The sequence below is a fragment of the Bradyrhizobium sp. Ken51 genome, from assembly GCF_055807435.1.
Map to the genome: position 1 here is coordinate 28,723 of NZ_JBVVPB010000025.1, position 15,954 is coordinate 44,676.

Annotated in this window: 14 protein-coding genes; 4 read left to right on the top strand and 10 right to left on the bottom strand. The window is 61.8% G+C overall.

The features are described from left to right. Positions 1-43 precede the first annotated feature (43 nt). Complete coding sequence (locus AC0L27_RS31015) at positions 44-1,738, top strand: MASE4 domain-containing protein (protein WP_354204403.1); 1,695 nt, start codon at positions 44-46, stop codon at positions 1,736-1,738. A 112-nt stretch (positions 1,739-1,850) separates the two neighbouring features. On the opposite strand, the gene AC0L27_RS31020 is transcribed toward AC0L27_RS31015, so the two are convergent. The 6 genes from AC0L27_RS31020 to AC0L27_RS31045 all read right to left on the bottom strand — a co-directional run bounded on the left by AC0L27_RS31020 (position 1,851) and on the right by AC0L27_RS31045 (position 8,744). Further along, the gene (locus tag AC0L27_RS31020; protein ID WP_354204405.1) at positions 1,851-2,768 is read right to left on the bottom strand and encodes a DUF2950 domain-containing protein; all 918 of its coding nucleotides are present in this window, start codon (positions 2,766-2,768) and stop codon (positions 1,851-1,853) included. Further along, positions 2,765-4,405: a DUF3300 domain-containing protein gene (locus tag AC0L27_RS31025; RefSeq protein ID WP_473321526.1), complete on the bottom strand. Its 1,641-nt coding sequence runs from the start codon at positions 4,403-4,405 to the stop codon at positions 2,765-2,767. The genes AC0L27_RS31020 and AC0L27_RS31025 overlap by 4 nt, the downstream gene beginning before the upstream one ends. Before the next feature lie 104 nt (positions 4,406-4,509). Beyond that, on the bottom strand, positions 4,510-5,502 hold the full coding sequence (locus tag AC0L27_RS31030; RefSeq protein ID WP_354204407.1) for an ABC transporter substrate-binding protein: 993 nt from the start codon (positions 5,500-5,502) through the stop codon (positions 4,510-4,512). A gap of 149 nt (positions 5,503-5,651) precedes the next feature. Beyond that, the gene (locus tag AC0L27_RS31035; RefSeq protein ID WP_354204583.1) at positions 5,652-6,995 is read right to left on the bottom strand and encodes a TAXI family TRAP transporter solute-binding subunit; all 1,344 of its coding nucleotides are present in this window, start codon (positions 6,993-6,995) and stop codon (positions 5,652-5,654) included. A 113-nt stretch (positions 6,996-7,108) separates the two neighbouring features. After that, entirely contained in the window at positions 7,109-8,341 is a 1,233-nt protein-coding gene (locus AC0L27_RS31040) for an HlyD family secretion protein (RefSeq protein ID WP_275167495.1), read from the bottom strand. After that, positions 8,334-8,744, bottom strand: coding sequence for a hypothetical protein (locus AC0L27_RS31045; RefSeq protein WP_354254223.1), 411 nt, complete (start codon positions 8,742-8,744; stop codon positions 8,334-8,336). Before AC0L27_RS31045 ends, AC0L27_RS31040 begins: the two co-directional genes overlap by 8 nt. 180 nt (positions 8,745-8,924) lie before the next feature. Between AC0L27_RS31045 and AC0L27_RS31050 the strand changes: the two genes are divergently transcribed. Both AC0L27_RS31050 and ppk2 read left to right on the top strand, forming a co-directional pair. Beyond that, positions 8,925-9,377 (top strand): hypothetical protein, encoded by a 453-nt coding sequence (locus AC0L27_RS31050; RefSeq protein WP_354204409.1) that lies wholly within the window; start codon positions 8,925-8,927, stop codon positions 9,375-9,377. A gap of 38 nt (positions 9,378-9,415) precedes the next feature. Continuing rightward, the gene (ppk2, locus tag AC0L27_RS31055) at positions 9,416-10,216 is read left to right on the top strand and encodes a polyphosphate kinase 2 (protein ID WP_354204411.1); all 801 of its coding nucleotides are present in this window, start codon (positions 9,416-9,418) and stop codon (positions 10,214-10,216) included. 91 nt (positions 10,217-10,307) lie between these two features. On the opposite strand, the gene AC0L27_RS31060 is transcribed toward ppk2, so the two are convergent. Continuing rightward, positions 10,308-10,640 carry a hypothetical protein gene (locus AC0L27_RS31060; protein WP_473321533.1) on the bottom strand — a complete coding sequence of 111 codons (333 nt, stop codon included), beginning with the start codon at positions 10,638-10,640 and terminating at the stop codon, positions 10,308-10,310. Here AC0L27_RS31060 and AC0L27_RS31065 point away from each other — a divergent pair. After that, on the top strand, positions 10,605-10,748 hold the full coding sequence (locus tag AC0L27_RS31065) for a hypothetical protein (protein ID WP_354055757.1): 144 nt from the start codon (positions 10,605-10,607) through the stop codon (positions 10,746-10,748). The genes AC0L27_RS31060 and AC0L27_RS31065 overlap by 36 nt on opposite strands. A gap of 189 nt (positions 10,749-10,937) precedes the next feature. On the opposite strand, the gene AC0L27_RS31070 is transcribed toward AC0L27_RS31065, so the two are convergent. The 3 genes from AC0L27_RS31070 to AC0L27_RS31080 are packed head-to-tail and all read right to left on the bottom strand — an operon-like array spanning position 10,938 to position 15,876. Next, the gene (locus tag AC0L27_RS31070; RefSeq protein WP_354204415.1) at positions 10,938-11,375 is read right to left on the bottom strand and encodes a hypothetical protein; all 438 of its coding nucleotides are present in this window, start codon (positions 11,373-11,375) and stop codon (positions 10,938-10,940) included. 31 nt (positions 11,376-11,406) lie between these two features. Further along, positions 11,407-13,107 (bottom strand): aspartate:alanine exchanger family transporter, encoded by a 1,701-nt coding sequence (locus tag AC0L27_RS31075; protein ID WP_275167500.1) that lies wholly within the window; start codon positions 13,105-13,107, stop codon positions 11,407-11,409. Positions 13,108-13,122: 15 nt separating this feature from the next. After that, positions 13,123-15,876 carry a decarboxylase gene (locus AC0L27_RS31080; RefSeq protein ID WP_354204417.1) on the bottom strand — a complete coding sequence of 918 codons (2,754 nt, stop codon included), beginning with the start codon at positions 15,874-15,876 and terminating at the stop codon, positions 13,123-13,125. Positions 15,877-15,954: the final 78 nt, after the last annotated feature.

Sequence of the window (15,954 nt, forward strand, 5' to 3'; positions counted from 1 at the left end):
CGCGGGGACGAGTAAGATGCTGTCTCGTGGGCCCGGAGGCGGCATGAGCCAGCGCAAGTTCATGGGACTTGTCGGCGGTGCGACAGCATCAGGGTCGGGTATTGCGCTAGCGAGCCAGCGATCAGCCAACGCGGCCGCCGAGCCTGCTCATGACGATGAGCAAGAATTCCCATTGATCATCGCAAACATACCCGCAACCCCTCGTCAAAAGGCCTGGGCGGTGAGTGTCGCCGTCTTGCTCATCGTCCTTGCAGCCGTCATCGCGCCGTTCGCTCGGATCCAATTGGGCCAGATTAATGGTTTCGTTCCGATATTGCAGACCACATTGGCTCTGGCCGAGTTCATCACGGCAGCCCTGCTGTTTGCTCAATTTGCGATCCAGCCCCAACGGGCACTTCTCGCACTGGCAAGCGGATACGTTTTCAGCGGATCGTTCGCATTCCTGCAAACGCTCGCCTTTCCGAACGGATACGCTCCCGCAGGTGTCATTGGAAATGGACTGGATAGCCCCGCTTGGCTTTACGTGCTTTGGCACACGGCTTTTCCCGCAGCGATCCTGGTGTACGGATTCACAAAGGATTATTCCACCGCCGGCAGACCAGGCAGACCTGCGCTAACCGCGATCATGCTAGCTCTCGGCTGCATCGCCGCTACGGTGACGGGATTGACGTGGATGGTGACCGCGAAAGCCGAACTTCTCCCTAGCTTCTACATGATCGACGTCAGGCATCAGACGCCCCTCGGTAATCAGGTCAACCTCATACTACTGCTATGGAATGTGACTGCTCTGACCGTCATGTTTGCACGCATGCGCACCATTCTTGACCTTTGGCTGATGGTGACTTTACTCGCCTACTTGCCCAATTTCCTGGTGGCGATCATCGGCAGCTCGGTACGGTTCACCATCGGTTGGTATGCAGCACGCGGTTTCGTTCTGGTCGGCAGTTGCATGTTGCTGACCGTATTGCTCATCGAAACGATGTTTCTCTATTCACGCCTCGCCAGCGTCATCGCCCTGCAGCGGCGCGAACGAGCGAACCGGCTTCTGAGCATCGACGCGGTCACTGGCGCGATCGCCCATGAGTTGAGATCGCCATTGGGAGCCATCTCGCTCAATGCTGCGACGGGCCTCAGTCACTTGCGAGCTGCATCCCCTGAACTTGCGGAACTCGAGAACATCCTCTGTGACATCGAAGCCGACGGCGGCCGGGCCGCTGACATCATATCGAGCATTCGCGAGATGACAATCAAAACGGCACACGGCGGCGCTTCGGCAAACGTCGAGGAGATCGCCGAGCTTACGCTGAGACTTTTGAAGCACGATCTCCTGACCAATGGTGTATCAGTAGCGACGGAGCTTCAGGGCAACATACCTCCAGTCGCCCTGGACGGCACTGAGCTTCAGCAGATTGTCCTGAACCTCTGCAAGAACGCGATTGACGCAATGAGTTCTGTGCCCGCCGATCAACGGCAGCTCCGTCTGAAAACCGCCCTCGATGGTAGCACAACCGTCCATTTGTCCGTCGAGGACTCCGGCACCGGCATCACACCGCGTCATCAAGAGCGCATCTTCGACCCTTTCTTCACGACGAAGCAAGGCGGTATGGGGTTGGGACTGGCGATCTCCTCCAACCTGGTCGCAAGGTGCGGAGGAAGGCTGAGGCTGGTCAAGTCGGACGTCAGGGGCTCCGTTTTCGAGTTGGAGATTCCAATCTCCGCTCAGTCTTCTGCGCAATAGCGGTACGAGGCGTCACCATCGTTCCGCCTTTCGCTCACTTCAGAGAGATCATGATCGTGCTGAGGTTGGCGACCGACACGAGGATGCCAGGCGCACCATCTACGTACGTCGCTCAGGGTTTCGCACCATCGACCTTCTTCCAGGTCTGGTCCGGATCGAATGCAGTCATGCGAGGAGCGAGGACCTTGGTCCGAGGCCCGAGATCCTTCTGGTAGACAACGCCCGCATGATTGACCAGGAAGGTCATGACGCCGGAATTGCCGTACTCGGCGGGCCAGGCGACCAGCGCAAAACCTCCGATCATCTTGCCTTTGACGACGTAGTTGAGCGCGCCGCCTGGCGCGTTCGAGCCCTGCCCTCTCAGGATGCGGAAATAGTAGCCGTGATAGGGCTCCGGGCCATCCCCGGCCTGGTACCCTTCAGCCGAAGCCTGCGCTACCAGTGCGCCGAGCGGGCTCTGGTCGCTGTCGTCGCGCCAGAACAACCCGTCCTTCTTGCCCGCGCTGCTGACGATGCGCTGTGCGTACACGCCGACCCCTTCGCCGCGATCCTTGTCAGCGTAGTCGTTCTCGGCATCGACAAAGGCAAGACTGGTCTGGATGGCGTCGAGCTCATTGCGGCCGATGCGGCGATACAGCACTTCGATGCGGCCTTCGGCGGCATCGAATTCCCAGCCGGTCTTGGTGTTGACGAGCGGGATCGGGAACGGGAAGTCGTCCGGACCCAACATCAGCATCGCCTTCTTGTTACCCTCTGTCTTGACCGAATGCTTAGCATCATACATCGAGACGAAGCGTTTCCGGATGTCGACGTCGGCAACCTCATCACCGGACGAGACGATGTCCTCGGCAGCGCTGCCGAGCACTTTCAGGATGGCCCGGTCCGGCCCGCTTTTGACGGCGGCAGCGAGCGCCGCTGCCGCATCCTCCGGTGTCGGATAGGATTGCTGCGCCAGGGATGGCCAGCTCAGGAGCGCCAGCGCCATGATGGCCGGCAACGCCGCACGAAGAAGCGACTTCAAACTCATCATGGCGTCACCCCCGCAGGAATCCGCGCGCCGCTCTCGAGCCAATCGCGATAGGTACGGAATTTCAGACCGAGCTTTTCGTAATAGACCCGGAGATAGCCGTCGGCTCCGCGGGTGACGGCTACCGGCTTCACTTCCTCGACTTCCTGCGCAATGACGCCGACATAGGCCTTGTCGCTGCCGATATAGCTGAAGCGGTAGTAACCAAGGCCGCTTGAAAGATGGCCGAGCAGAACGACATCGTGCTTCAGCCCGATATCGGAACGCCGTCCGCCGCCACCACCGCCACCGCGGCCACCGCCACCGCCACCCTGGAAGCCTCCGCCGCCGCCTCGGCCGGCGAAGCTCGCACCTCCGCCGCCGCCACCGCGCGGTCCCATGCTCGCCATGCTCGCCTGGCCACGGGCCGATGCTGCAGCCGCCGAGCGGCCCGACGACACGTTCAGGGCACCGCCACCACCGCGGTTCGCGGCCTTGGCGCCACCGCCGCCCTTGGCACCGCCCGCTTTAGGGCTGGCACTTTTTGCGCCGGCATTCTTGGCACCACCACCCTTGGCCGCGCGATCGCCACCACCTTTAGCACGATCGCCTCCCGCCTTGGCACGATCCCCCGCGCCTTGTCGGTCACCGCTTCGATCACCTGCGCGGTCGCCGGCACGATCTCCTGCGCGATCTCCCGCACCTGGCCGATCCTGTCCCGGCTTCTGCTGTCCGTCGCGGCCGCGGAAATCCATCCGGTCGGCGGCGCCGGCCTTCAGGTTGCTGTTGCCAAAGCGCTGCTGAACGTTGGCGTTGTTGTACCGCACCCCTTGGCGATGCGAAGGATTGTGCTGCCAGCCATTTCCGATGTTGGTGGTTCGGTGATTGATATAGACGTTGCGGTTGCCCCAGTTGCAGCCACCGCCCCAGTAATTGCCCCAGCGCCCAATGGCCCAGGCGGTGCCGAAGGCAAGACCTGCCGCGACGACGCCTGCGCCGATGTAGGATGGATAGCCGAAATAATACGGCGGATACTCGGTGTAGGGCCACGCGCCGTAGACTGTCGCAGGCTCGTAGTACGGCACGTACATCGTATCGGGAACCGCCGGCTCGATCACGACCACCTGCCTGCTTTCCTCGGTCTTGACGCTCACCTTCTGCTGCTTGGTGGTCACCAGCTTTTTATTGTCATAAGCCTTGGTCCGCAACCGCTGGACCGCATCCATCACATCCGGTTGCTGCGCGAGCACGGCGTCGCCCAGCGCCTTGGTCCAGTCGAGCTTGTCGCTCATCATGGCCAGAACCTCAGCAGTCGAGGCCAGCGCCTTGATGCTGTCATCCCACGGCTGCTTCTCGACTTCAGTCTTCAGGGCATCACCCTTCAGAGTCTTGCGCTCTTTCAGCCAGCGATCGGCCTGAACGACTTCCAGAGGATAGGTGGAAGCCGCCAGCACGTTGGCAAGCAACTCGTCGGGATAGAGCGCAATCGGCGCGACCAGAGCTTCGAGCTGCTCCGGTTTCAGAAGCTCTGCTGCTTGCGCGGGGGGATCTGCCTGCTGCGGACTGGAGGCCGGCGCCTTATCTGCCGTCTGCGCCGCCGCCGCCAGCGGAATCGCGATCACGAGCGCGACCGCCATCAAGATCCTGCCGCAGCGAAACATCAGATCCTCCATGCACATTCCCGGCGATCATCAGACCGGAGAGCTGACATTTGTTGATCGAGATCAACGAAACGCTGCCTCATCTCCCGGGACGCCCGAGCAAGCTAGTCGATCAGCTCAGCCTCCATCAGCAATCGTTCCGGGACCGCCAGCCCAAGCGCGTGGGCGGCTCTCACGTTGATAACGAGATCGAACCTTGTGGCGAATTGCACCGGAAGACTGCGGACCTCGGCGCCGCGAAGGATGCGAGCGACATAGCCAGCGCCGTCGCGAAACTGTTGCGTCAGGTCGGCGCCATAAGACATCAGCCCGCCATTCACAGCATAGAAGCGGACGGCGAAGATCGCCGGGACGCGGCGCTGGGCCAGCAACGGGATTGCCATTGCGCTCTGAGTACTGAAGAACCCGCCATCCGGCAGCACGACGAGCCCGCTGCCATTCCGCGCCGCCGTCTCGATGACCCCCGCGATCTCGGCGCCGCTGCGGACGGAGGCGCCGGTAACCGTCATGCGCAGGCGACTTTCCACCTGGTGTGCGGCCTGAAGATAAAGGGGCGCATATGGCGCGGTCTCGGGATTGTACAGAAGCATCGCACTGCTCATGCCGGGCACCATGTCCTTCAACAGGCTCAGCCATTTCCCGCTCATAGCATGCTCGTAAAGCGAGAAGCCGGTAAGATTGCTGGTCGGCCTTGCCAGATCGACGACGAGGCCTGTCCCGACCGGATCCGAGAGCCCGACAAAAATGATCGGAATGACCTGCGTTGCAGCCCGCAGCGCCCGTGTCGTCGCCGTGCTGGTCGCAAACAGCACGTCGGGTCCGGTGGCAACAAGTTCGCGAGCTTCACGTTCCTGCCATGTCGGATTGGAGCCCGGCCAGCGCACATCGAGTCGGTAGTTCTGATTGGCGATCCAGCCGAGATCGGCGAGACCCTGCTGAAAGGCATTGACGCGCATCTGAGCGCCGCCATCGCCCACCAAATTACCAGTCAGCACGCCGACCGACGGCATCGGCCGCGGTGCCCCGTCCTGAGCATGCGCGAAAACCGGACAAGCGGCTGCAGCCCCGACCAAGGCCATGAACTCACGACGCTTCATTGCCCGTCCGCTATCCCCCGAATGTCCCGCACCCTTCGCATGACGCGATTGCTGAAGGAAACGGGGTTGGCGGCCGGAGGGTTTGATCAAGATCAAGGTAGCTAAGCTTGGGTTCGGCCGTGATTCGACTTGGTCTGGAGTGACCACCGTCAGGTGCGGTCAACTGGCTGACCGAGCGCTTGCTCATGTCCGTTCGCGGACAGCAGGATCCGACGGTCGTGAATCAGGCTCTGAAGACGATGCGCAGCGACATTCAATGTGGTGACATCGAGCGCACTCTCGTCTCCTGCCGCCGCTTTGGCGCGCTGAGCCTGGAGAACCCGGTCGATTTCGGCCTCGATATCCGACAGTTCGGCCGCTGCCTCGGTCCCGCGTATCCGCACCCCCAACGCATACAGCAGGTCCAGCCCCCGCTCGTCCTTCGAGGGATCACGTACCTGAAGGAATTTCCAGGCCGCCGCCAATACGGAGATGAGGCCGCCGAAAATCATGGGCGCGAGGAAGATCGCGTTTCCCCATTCGTCCAGAAAGCTCTGCTGCGTTCCGTTGTAGAATGCTGCGGCGCCAGGATGGACCGGGAGGAAGGCGTCCGAATCCGTGCTCGGCGTGGTCATTTGCGAGAGGATCGGCAATTCGCCGAGCAGGTCCCTGCGCGCCTTCATCAGCGCGTCGGCCAGGCTACCCGCCACCTCTGCGCTGAGCTGCTTTTGCGCGACCACATAGAACGAAACCCGCAGCGTGGTGAGATCCTCGCTCGGGACGGGAGGCGAGCCACGCAACGTCCCCTTTGGGACGTCGAAGCTTTCATAGGCGCGCTGCTTTTCCGCGATGGCACCAGCCGCCTCGACGGGAAGGAGGACCGGCGCGGTCTTCGGCGTCTGCAGAAAGAGGCCGCGCAAGAGGGCGAGATACTTTTCCGCAAGGGGAACGACGATCAGAATCGCCCGTACCTCCTTGGCATCGAGTGCCCGCCGCGCGTCTGCCGGTTGGAGATTACGGAATGTCACGTTGGCGCGTCCAAGGCCGTATTCGTCGCTGAGGACGTCGACGACCTTGCGATTCATCTCGCCGCCGATCACGCCGACGCTGGTGCGCTTCAGACCAGCGATTTCGGTAATGGAGGAGCCCGGCGGCGCAACTAGCAGGACAACGGCATGGGCGAGAACCACGATGGCCTGCGCCTGCGATAGGTCGCCGACGTCGCCACGGACGACAGCGAGCTCGACCTTTTCCGCCGCAAACTGCTCGGCAGCATCAACCGCGTTGGTGGTTTCCACCAACTTAAGCCGGACCGGGGCGTTCACCACGGCAAGCCGGCTCGCCAGTGCCGAGACCAGACGAGCGGCCTCACCGTCCAGCGATCCGACCGCGATGGTCAGCGTCGTGGGGCGAGAATACCACCGGTAGCCGAACAGGCCAGCTCCAACCACGAGCACGACAGCGCTGGCGACAATGAAGGAACGAAGCCAGATCGGCATTTTTGCGGGGACCATGTGGCGCTCATAGTGAATATGCGCTGGTTGGTCGGACTGGCTCATGACGCCAGACCGGCTCAACTGAGGCGCATCGCTGAACCGAAGTGCGATTCAAACCAAAGCGAAGCCGGTCAGTGCCCGCTCAGCACCAGCGTCTTGATAGGCAGCAGCAGCGCCTGAATTCGCAAGAGCATGGCGTGCACGAGGCCGACGCCATCGACGACATGCAGAGCGACGGCCCGAGCAGTGCCCGTCTCCTTCGCAGTGATCTCCTCGTGATTGCTGGTATAGGCATTGACGATGCAGCTGCTGCCCGGCGTCAAGCCTTCAAGTCCGCCCTTGTAGAGCGGCTCCAGGAAGGCGAGTATCGAACCCGGCTTCCGTGCATTCTGAAGTTCAATCAATTCCTGGCCAGCCTGGACCTGGCCGGCGGCGATGTAATCCTGCACATCGGTGACAACGAGCGGAATGATCACCCACGGCTTGGAGATGCAGGTCGCTTCCGCGACCATCCCTACCTTCATCACCCCCGCTTCAATCTGTCCAAACCCGGCCTGCAGCCTACCCCTGCCGGCATCCGCCGGTATCAACACGCCGGCTGGTCGCATGATCTGGGCGACGAGATCGCCAGGTCGAACGAAGAACTGTTCGACCCGCCCGTCGACGCCGGCGCGAACGAAGGTCTTGTCGAGATCGACCTGCGCTTCAGCCAACGCCGCCTGGCCGCTCGCTTTTTCAGCCGGCAACAGCGTTGAAAGCCGCAACATCGCCGACGTCTTGGACGCGGTGGCCGAGTCCACACCAGCCTGCCGCTGGTTGACCACGACCTGTAGTTTCTCGATATCGCGTTGCGGGACGATACCGGGATTGCGGCGCTGCAGCTCCGTCTTGACGTCCAGCTCGTCCTTGGCCTGCTGAAGGCTGGCCTTGGCTTCCTGGATCTGCGCTTCGGCCTTGACCACGTCGTTTTCGGCGCTTGTCATCGCGGCGTCGACCTCGGCGATCTTGCGCGTGGCCGTCTCCAAGGCGGCCTTCTGCTTCGAACTGTCCAACCTGAACAGCACATCGCCTTTCTTCACTGCCTCGCTGTAGCCGACATTGACTTCCGCGACGCGGCCGGAGCCTTCAGGAAGGATGGGGACCGTCCGAAAATAGAGCGCGGCCGAGGTCGTTGACGGGTGAAAGTAGAAGATCATCGTGATCAGCGAAATCGTCAGCATCAGGCAGCCGGTGATGCCCCATCGCAATTCATACCAGATGGAAAAGAAAGTGATCTCCTTGCCGAAACGTTTGCCCTGGGCATAGCGGCGGTAGAGGTAGTCCGGCAGGATGGTCAGGAGGGAGCAGAACATGAGCTCAAACATGGCTGTGTTCCTTTCCCTTGACGATCGGCTTTTCAACCGGCGGCAAGCTGGAGATTTCTGGCTCGCGACCCTCGCCGGGCGCGGCGTCGGCGATCCTCTCGACCGAGCCTGCGATACTCCGCAGCGGCGTGCCGAAATCCGGCAAGTCGATCATCGCGAGCAGAAGGCCGGCCACCCAGAAAATGTGCATGTGCGTAAAGAGCGAGATGATGCCGAGCACGGCCACGATCTCGAACTGAAGCTTCTGCGACTTGTGGGCCATTCGTTCCGGCAGGCTGTGCAGCTTCCAATAGAGCGTGCCAACCCAGAGTACTGTGCCGATCAGGAAGATCCCCATCACCACCATCAGCACGTCCGTGCCACTTCCCGGCGCGAGATAGAACGGCAGATGATGCGGGGCCATCGGATGAAGTTGCTCGCTCAATGGTCGCCTCCACAGAAGGGATCAGGGCGGTCTGCGCGCCGATTAGTTACCCTGGCCGCGCAGGTGAGAAAATTGCTTGATATGAATCAAGGGTCCGAACGGCGCGAAACGTAGCCTAGCCCTGACTCCGATCCCACAGCAAGCCAGGAACGCACAATCATGCCCGGCATCGATGAGCTCATTCCCAACGCACTGCAAATCCGCAAGGAAGCCGCGCTCGAGGAGGCCAGAAAGGCTGAGGAATATGTTCGCCTTGCCGCCGCGGCCGAAGCCGAGAAACGCGCTCTAATCGATCGGCTGAGCAAACCGTCCGGCAAGACCGAGGAGGAGAAGATCAAGCTCGCCTCGACCATCATCCAGCGCGCGGTTCGCAACGGCCTGACCGAAGTGCAGGTCTATCGCTTCCCAAACACGCTGTGCACCGACAAGGGCCGCGCGATCAACCAGATGGAGGCGGGCTGGGAGACAACGCTGACTGGAATTCCAAAGGAGATCTTCGAGCTCTGGACCGAATACCTCAAGCCGCGCGGCTATCGCATCGGCTATCAGGTCATCGACTTCCCGGACGGCGTGCCCGGCGACATCGGGGTCACCATCTCCTGGGGCGACTGATCACGGTTTGGCCAACTCGAGGCAATGGAACGCGAAGCATGGCAAAGGCTGAAGCCTCAGAGCGGATGAAGCGCAAAGACTACGAGAAGGAGCTCGAAAAGCTCCAGATCGAGCTTTGCCACCTCCAGGATTATGTAAAGGAAAACAAGCTCCGAGTCATCGTCCTGTTCGAAGGCCGCGATGCGGCCGGCAAGGGCGGCACGATCAAGGCGATCACCGAAAAGGTCAGCCCGCGTGTATTCCGGGTAGTGGCGCTGCCGGCACCATCGGATCGCGAAAAGACGCAGCTTTTCTTCCAGCGCTACATGAAGCAGTTTCCGGCCGGCGGCGAGATCGTGATCTTCGACCGGAGCTGGTACAACCGCGCCGGCGTCGAATATGTCATGGGGTTCTGCTCGCCCGCCGAGCACGACCGTTTCCTGTCGCTCTGCCCGCAAATGGAAAAGTACGCCATCGATGGCGGCATCATCCTGATCAAGATCTGGCTCGAGGTCGGGATGGACGAGCAGGAGCGCCGCTTCAACGCCCGCATCGACGATCCGGTGCGGCAATGGAAGCTGAGCCCGATGGACCTCGAATCCTTCAAGCGCTGGTATGATTATTCGCGCGCGCGCGACCTGATGCTCAAGAAGACGAGCACGAAGGAGGCGCCTTGGTACATCATTCGCTCCGACGACAAGCGGCGGGCGCGGCTGAACTGTATCGCGCACATCCTGGAGGCTATCCCGCACAAGCGGATCAAGAAGGACAAGGTGAGGCTGCCGAAGCGTTCCGACAAAGGACGCTACAATGACCAGGCCGGCCTGCGCGGAATGAACTTCGTCGCCGAACGCTATTGACAAAGTGGTCGGGCCGCACTGCCGGTGCGGTCCGATCGTTGAGTCCGGGGCCAATGCTGACGGTGTATTAGAGCCCGCCAGCGGCGCATTCTCAGTATGGATACTGGTTGGGGCAGACCCAATTTCCGTACGTGTCCTGATAGCAACCATTGTTGTAGTTGTTATTGTAGTATCCGTAAGCGCCCGCGGCGGCCGCACCGACGGCAGCAGCACCGTAAGCCGCGCCTCGATAGCCATATCGCGGATAGCCTCCGGGATAACCGGCGACGGGACGGCCGGGACGGCCCGCAACGGGGTAACCTGGACGGCCAGGACGACCAGCAATCGGATGGCTGGGCCGCGGACCTCCTGCGTAGTGGCGTCCGCCTCCGCCATGGATGCGTCCGGCATGAACCCCGCCGCCATGGAAGCCTCCGGCGCGCATGCCCCCTCCACCTCCGCGATAGCCACCACCGCCACCTCCGCGGCGGGCATAGGCATCATCGGGAATGAGCGTGGCCGTGAGAAGAACGACGGCCGCAACAAAAGCTAGTAGATAACGAAGCATGGCATGTCCTCCCTCGATATGGGTGCCGTGATCCGCTTCGACGATGCCTCGCGAAACGCGGTTGGCACCCGACCTGGCGCTGATTTGCGGGCGCTTCCCCGACCTACGTGCATGAGAAAAGCAGCCGCCATTCAGCTAGAGCGCCGCGACCGCCGAAGCGGCGCGACTGCCGCTCTACCGCTTCAAAGCTATCGTCACGCCCCCCACAGCGGCTGACAGCTCCGCACCGACCTTCGGCCCGCTAAGCTGCAGAATCACGCCGTTGCCGTTTTGTAGCTGAACGGCACCTGCGCCAGCAGCGATAGCACCGCCCGCACCGCCGACAGCGTAGGAGCCTTCGATCGACTCCGGTCCCCTCAGGTTGAGGGCGCGACCGACCAGCTTGGTGGTCGAGGCGCCGATCGTGAAGCCGACGCTCATACCCGAGACGGTGAAGGGATATTTGTGGCCCCGATACAGCAGAACGCCCTCGCCCCCACCGACGCCAACGATGAATCCGCCCTTGGTGAAGACAACGGCAACTTGGCCGGTCTCTGCCCGGGATGGCGTGCTGAATCCGGCGACGCTTGCCAGCGAGGCGACCAGGGCGGCATAGATAGCGACTTTTCTCATGACTTTTCTTTCCTCTGGTTTTGACGCCGAGCTATTGAGCCAGGATCATTGCGAAGTAGCCGAACACGGTGAGCAGAATGCCCGATACGGCGTAGCCGACCGGGAACCCAATCCAGGGCACGGAGCTCTGGATTTCCACCGCGGCCTCGCGGCAAGGGCCGGAGTGCGACCGCGCACCGGCAACGCCGCCCATCAGCACGGCCGGGTTGATCTTGAAGACGTGGAAGCCGATCGCCCAGACGATGAACGGCGGAATCGTGCAGGCAATGAAGCCGGCAACGAAGATCTTCAGTGCCACGGCCCCGGTCAGCTGCGCCAATAGTCCCGCGCCGGCATTGATGCCGACGATGGCGACGAAGACCACGAGACCGAGATCCTCAAGCACATTGCGTGCCGCGTTCGGCGTATTGCCGAAGAAGCGCAGCCGTGAGACCAGCGATGAGACGATCACGCCCGACAGCAACAGACCGCCGGCGTTGCCGAGGCCGATCTTGGCACCAAAGGCCGGGAATTCGATCATCCCGATCAGGAAGCCGATGATCATGCCTGCGGCGAGCGTCAACAGATCGGTCGAGGTGTTGGTCCGTGCAATGCGGCCCCACATCTCGCCGAGCTCGTTGACGGCCGACTTGATGCCGACCACCGAGACGATGTCCATCCGCTGCAACTCGGTCTTGAGACCGGCCGGAATCTGCACGCCGCCACGTTCGACCTTGGTGACCTGCAACTGACCGGCAATGGCCGTCTCGCGGAAGGATTCAAAGGTCCGTCCCGCCATCGCCTTGTTTGTGACGAGGATGTCCGCCTGATCCATGGGAATGCCGAGCGCCTTGGCGTCGGCAACTTCCGGCCCGATCAGGCCCATCTTGTCGGTGAGATGCTCAGTCGAGCCGCCGAGCGCGACGACGTCGCCCTTTTCCAGAACGAGTTCGGGGTCGGCACCCAGCGGTTCTCCTCGGCGCGCCACATTGACGATGCGGTATTCGGGATTCATCGTGCGGAATTTGGCAATGCTCATGCCAACCTGGGCTGGATTATCGAGCCGGTAGGCACGGAGGCCGAACTGCCGGTAACCGGTCAGGCCGCCACCCTCGAGGTCCTTGACGCCAAACTCCTGCTCGTACTGCTTGGCTGCGGCCTTGGCGTCGACGCCCCACCAGCGCGGCAGGTATTTGCAGATCAGGATGATGCCGACGGTGCCCCAGATATACGTGATGCCGTAAGACAGTGCGATCATGCCCGACGCATCCTCGGGCTTCATGCCTTCAGGGAGCTTCACCACACCCGAGGTGATAGCCTGCTCGGCCGAACCGATCGCGGCAGACATGGTCTGAGATCCCGCCAGCATGCCGCCGGCAGCACCAATTGGCAGCGCAAACAGCTTGGCGCAAATCACGACCAGCGCAAGTCCGACAACACTGGACACGAGCGCAAGGATGCAGAACTTGAGGCCGTCGCCTTTCAGGCTGTTGATGAAAGAGGGCCCGACACGAAGGCCAACCCCATACATGAACAGGTAATAGAAGAGGCTCTTGGCGAAGTTGTTCAACTCGAGCTTCACGCCATAGACCGACGCCCACACAGATAGGCCGGCGCCCACCACGATGGCGCCGGCAACCATGCCTAGGCCGTAACCCTTGATGCTGGCCCGGCCGATCCAGACGGCGACGCCAACGACGAAGAACAGCAACAGAAACGGGTTCTGCTGCAAGAACGTGAAAAAGCTCTGCATGTCCGTCCCCTTTTATTACGATGCAGCCTTCAGCTTCGGCGTCGCACCGGGCTTGGGCCGGCCGATCTTCGCCAGGGCTTCGGCGCGTACGAGCTTCAGCCCTTCCTTGGCGTCGTAGCCGTGGATTTCCTTCACATCGAGCTTTCGCATGAAGTCGATGGTCTCCTGCGTGATCACCTGTCCCGGCACCATGATCGGAAAGCCCGGCGGATACGGGATCACGAAACTCGCGGAGACGAGGTCCGGCCCGGCCTTGAGGCGGCGGTCGATCTCGGAATCGCCGAGCCGGATATATTCGCACCCCGCTGCGTCATAGGCCGAGTAGAAGCCGCTACGGATGTCGCCCTCGTTGGTCTTGGTGCCGGCATCGCCACGGAAACTGTCGTGGAAGTGCGAGAAATTCGGCAGGTCGGGCACATCGGTCATCAGGCTCTTGACCCGCGCGTCGAAGGTCTTCTTCGCGTTGGCGCCGCCCTGAACCAGGCCACGGTCGACCTCGCCCGCGATCTCGGCCAGCACCCTCACCAGATGGGCGACGTCGCTGCGGGTGTTGTTGATGTTCGATTGGAACAACACCGAGTTGCGCGATGTCTTGTTGATCTGGATATTGTAGTCATTGGCGAGGATGCCCTTGAACTGCGTGCCGTCGTAGCCCGCGGTGCCGCACACCAAGGTCATGCGGGTCGGATCGAGGCAGAACTCGTCATCGTCCAGGCTCTTCAGGACGTTCGCCCAGTTCATGCCTGTTGCGAGATAGTCGGTGAAGCCGCTCTGGCGATATTGCGCCGGCACCATCGCGTCCGCGCCGAGAATCCGGAAGTATTTCGAGATCAGCGGATTGCCGTTGACCGCCTTGCGGATCGCGAACGCAATTTCGATCGCATTGGCCACCAGACCGTAGCCTTCGAGCTCCATCTGGCGCCGTGAGACATCGAGGCTGGCGATGAGCTGCTGGTTCGGGCTGGTCGACGCGTGCGTGAACACCGCTTCCTTGAACTGCTGCTCGACGGTGTGGAATTCGACATCCTTGACCGACAGCATCGACCCCTGCCGGATCGCCGACATTGACTTGTGGGTCGAGTTGGTCTGGTAGACGCGCAATCGTATCTGACGCGGATCCGGGATCAGACGAGTCTTGAGCAGCAACTCGTCCGAGGGGGTCTTGCCGAGCTCGGCCTGCTGCTTGTCGTAAGCCGCGACCGATTTCGGATCATGCATCCAGGTCTCGATCTCGTTGGCGGCGCCCATCGCGGTCCGTCGCCGCAGGAACGGCGAGAAACGCGCAAAGCCGAACCAGGCTTCGTCCCACAGGAAGATCAAATCCGGCTTGATCGCGAGACATTCCTCCATCACCCGGCGGGTGTTGTAGATGTGGCCGTCGAAGGTGCAGTTGGTCAGGTCGAGCATCTTGACTCGGTCCAGCCGGCCATCGGCTCTCGCATTCAGCAGCGCTTGTTTGATGGTCTTCAGCGGCACCGCGCCGTACATCGAATACTCGGTCATCGGGAACGCTTCGACATAGATCGGCTGGGCGCCGGCCAGCACCATGCCGTAGTGGTGCGACTTGTGACAGTTGCGATCCACGATCGCGATGTCGCCCGGCCCGAGCAGCGCCTGCACTGCCATCTTGTTCGAGGTCGAGGTGCCGTTGGTCACGAAGAACACACGATCCGCGCCGAGCGCCCGCGCCGCCTTGTCCTGCGCTTTCTTGATGGTACCGGTCGGCTCCAACAAGCTGTCGAGGCCACCGGTCGTCGCGCTGCTCTCGGCCAGGAACAGGTTCAAGCCGTAGAATTCACCCATATCGCGGATCCAGTCCGACCTGAACACAGACTTGCCGCGCGCGATCGGCAGCGCATGGAACGTTCCGATCGGACGTTGTGCATATTTCTTGAGATTGTCGAAAAACGGCGTGTCGAAGCGATCCTGGATACCTTCGAGGATGGAGAGATGGAGCTCGAGAAGCTCTTCGATGGAATAGAATATCCGCCGAACCACGTTGGCCTCGGGGTCTCCAGCCATTTTCTCGACGTCGCGGTTGGACATCAGATAGATGTCAAGCTCCGGACGTACCCGCTTGATGATGTGCGCAAGCCGGAGCGCGGACGCGTCGGCCTCGTCATTGAGGCCCGCGCCGGCTGTCATGGTCCGCAGGATCGGCGCGTCGTGACGCGAACGCAGCCCGAACCCTTCGTTGATGACGACGGCCGCGATGTCGGGATTGAGCATCGTTGCGCAGAAGGCATCCTCGAGGCTGCCGACGATCACCGGCTCATATACGAAGGAGTCAACCGTGCGGCGCAGCTTGCGCCATTCGGCGGCGAGCGCCGGCCAGTGGCTGGAAGAGACGCCGGTGACAATCAGTGTTTCGAAATAGGGCCGATGGCCCCCATGCGATCCGAAGGTCGAGGGCACCAGCTCGGGCGAGGCATCGGCGCCGTCGTCCTTGGGATCCCAGTCGCCGGCGTGCTGGCGGAAGGATCGTGTCATCAAGGCCTGCGTGATGCGCGTCGTAAGGCCAAGTGACTCCGCCGCATCCCCGGCCGTTGCCGCTTCCCGCAAGGCCGCCATCAATTGCAGGCCGGGATAGCCGAGAAACTCCTCTATGACGGAAAGATCAGCCAGCGCCGCATCGTACTTCGTGCGGTCGCCGCCGCGCGACCATGCCTTCGCTGCCTCGACCAGATCGCGCCAATCATCCGCCCGTCCGCCGGGCCCGGAAATGAACTGATCGATGCGCTTTTCTGCAGCCTTGGCGTCCTTGGACATGTCTCTCTCCGGATCTTTGCGACGTCTCGTCCGGGATCGTGATGCCCGCCCACCTCGGTCCATTGATCCAAGTCAAGG

Excerpts from the sequence above, each read along its gene's own strand:
- AC0L27_RS31045 (WP_354254223.1), bottom strand. The coding sequence starts at position 8,744 with ATGGCCCCGCATCATCTGCCGTTCTATCTCGCGCCGGGAAGTGGCACG.
- AC0L27_RS31020 (WP_354204405.1), bottom strand. The coding sequence starts at position 2,768 with ATGATGAGTTTGAAGTCGCTTCTTCGTGCGGCGTTGCCGGCCATCATG.
- AC0L27_RS31075 (WP_275167500.1), bottom strand. The coding sequence starts at position 13,107 with ATGCAGAGCTTTTTCACGTTCTTGCAGCAGAACCCGTTTCTGTTGCTG.
- AC0L27_RS31035 (WP_354204583.1), bottom strand. The coding sequence starts at position 6,995 with ATGGTCCCCGCAAAAATGCCGATCTGGCTTCGTTCCTTCATTGTCGCC.
- ppk2 (WP_354204411.1), top strand. The coding sequence starts at position 9,416 with ATGGCAAAGGCTGAAGCCTCAGAGCGGATGAAGCGCAAAGACTACGAG.
- AC0L27_RS31030 (WP_354204407.1), bottom strand. The coding sequence starts at position 5,502 with ATGAAGCGTCGTGAGTTCATGGCCTTGGTCGGGGCTGCAGCCGCTTGT.
- AC0L27_RS31060 (WP_473321533.1), bottom strand. The coding sequence starts at position 10,640 with ATGCGCGCCGGAGGCTTCCATGGCGGCGGGGTTCATGCCGGACGCATC.
- AC0L27_RS31080 (WP_354204417.1), bottom strand. The coding sequence starts at position 15,876 with ATGTCCAAGGACGCCAAGGCTGCAGAAAAGCGCATCGATCAGTTCATT.
- AC0L27_RS31025 (WP_473321526.1), bottom strand. The coding sequence starts at position 4,405 with ATGTTTCGCTGCGGCAGGATCTTGATGGCGGTCGCGCTCGTGATCGCG.
- AC0L27_RS31070 (WP_354204415.1), bottom strand. The coding sequence starts at position 11,375 with ATGAGAAAAGTCGCTATCTATGCCGCCCTGGTCGCCTCGCTGGCAAGC.
- AC0L27_RS31015 (WP_354204403.1), top strand. The coding sequence starts at position 44 with ATGAGCCAGCGCAAGTTCATGGGACTTGTCGGCGGTGCGACAGCATCA.
- AC0L27_RS31040 (WP_275167495.1), bottom strand. The coding sequence starts at position 8,341 with ATGTTTGAGCTCATGTTCTGCTCCCTCCTGACCATCCTGCCGGACTAC.
- AC0L27_RS31050 (WP_354204409.1), top strand. The coding sequence starts at position 8,925 with ATGCCCGGCATCGATGAGCTCATTCCCAACGCACTGCAAATCCGCAAG.
- AC0L27_RS31065 (WP_354055757.1), top strand. The coding sequence starts at position 10,605 with ATGAACCCCGCCGCCATGGAAGCCTCCGGCGCGCATGCCCCCTCCACC.